Raw genomic sequence first — 1,420 nt, forward strand, 5'->3', positions numbered from 1 at the left:
ACGACGTCGTCTCCTCCACGCTCGCCGCCTGCTCCCCCGTCCCCTGCGACAGCGCCTGCGCCGTCGCCGACACCTGCTGCGACGCCCCCGTCAGCACCTCCGCCCCGCCTCTCACCTCCCCGATCACCTCCGCCAGCTTCTCCCCCATCGCCCGCATCGCGGCCTGGAGCTTCCCCACCTCGTCCCCGCTCGTCACCTCCACCTGATCCCGGAGATCCCCCTTCGCGATCCGGTCCGCCGCCGTCACCGCGCCGAGCACAGGCACCGTGATCGAGCGCGTGACGTACACGGCGACGACCACCGCCACGACCAGGGCGCCGATCAAGAGGATGATCGTCATGGTCCGCCCGGACGCGTACGCCTCGTCCTTCTCCTGGACGGCGGCCCGGACGAGCTGGTTCTGGTGCTCGACGAAGCCGGCCCAGGTGCGCTGGACCTCGACGAGCGTGGGCCGGAGCTTGCCGTTGAGCTCGGCGAGGGCGGCCTCCCGGTCTCCCCCGTCCAGCGCCGCCCGCGTGCGCTCGAAGGACTGGGCGTACTGCTGGCGGAGATCGCGGAGCGCGACCGCGGCGCGCTCGCCCTCGTCGTCGAGTCCCATCCGCTCGAACTCCTGCCCGAGCGCGGCGGCCTTGCGCCGGGTCTCGTCGATCTCGCTCTCGAGGGCGTGGAGCGTGGCCGGGTCCGTCTCGATGAACAGGCGGGCGACGGCGAGCTCCTGGGCGGAGGCGTAATCGGCCCCCTGCACCGCCTTCTGCACCCTGACCCACCGTGTCGTCGCGAGATCGTCCACGATGTGGTTCAGCTCGGAGAGGCGCCCGAGCCCGAGCAGGCTGGTACCGACCAGGAAGACGAGCAGGAGTCCGAACGCGATTCCGAGGCGAACGCCGATCCCGAGATTCTTCATTTCCGAGGCTCCGGGTTGGGGGAACGCCGGCGGTCCGACCGGCGCAGGGCTCTTGCGGCGGGCGGCCTCGTGCAATGAAGGCGCCCGGAGACGAAGACCTTCGCCCGCTACCGGTCGGCCTGCGCAAGACCTCGGGATTGCTGGCTAAACGTGGTTCCGGGTGCAGCTCGGGTGATCAGGTGCGAAGTGAGTGACCTCACACCCCTGGGTGCGGCTACATACCGCACCCTGCCTGCCTTGCTCACCCGAGCGGCTCATGCCCCGACGTCTCGCCGACGTCGGCGCGCAGCCGGCACGGCGGAGCCGGTCGGCTCTCCCCGATCCTAGAACCGCTTGAACCCGTGATCGCCGGTCGCGCCGGGGTGCGCGCCGGGGTGCGGCAGCACCGGGTGCTCGACGGTCGGGGCCGGGGCCGGGTGCGCCGCGGGGACCACCGGCACGTGCACCGGCGCGAGCCGCCGCTCCTCCCTCACCTGGAAGAACGACATGAGCTGCTGCAGCGCCTCCGCCTGCGAC

The 1,420-nt window shown here is 71.8% G+C and carries 1 protein-coding gene and 1 pseudogene; both read right to left on the reverse strand.

What is annotated here, in order from left to right; genetic code table 11:
• Positions 1-904 (reverse strand): MCP four helix bundle domain-containing protein (locus tag MNZ27_RS23175; RefSeq protein ID WP_242396427.1); only part of this gene is annotated, 904 nt, incomplete at its 3' end.
• 323 nt (positions 905-1,227) lie between these two features.
• Positions 1,228-1,420: pseudogene (locus MNZ27_RS23180) on the reverse strand (methyl-accepting chemotaxis protein); the annotation flags it as partial.

The sequence above is a fragment of the Anaeromyxobacter oryzisoli genome, assembly GCF_022690765.1.
In the GTDB taxonomy this organism is placed as follows: Bacteria; Myxococcota; Myxococcia; order Myxococcales; family Anaeromyxobacteraceae; genus Anaeromyxobacter; species Anaeromyxobacter oryzisoli.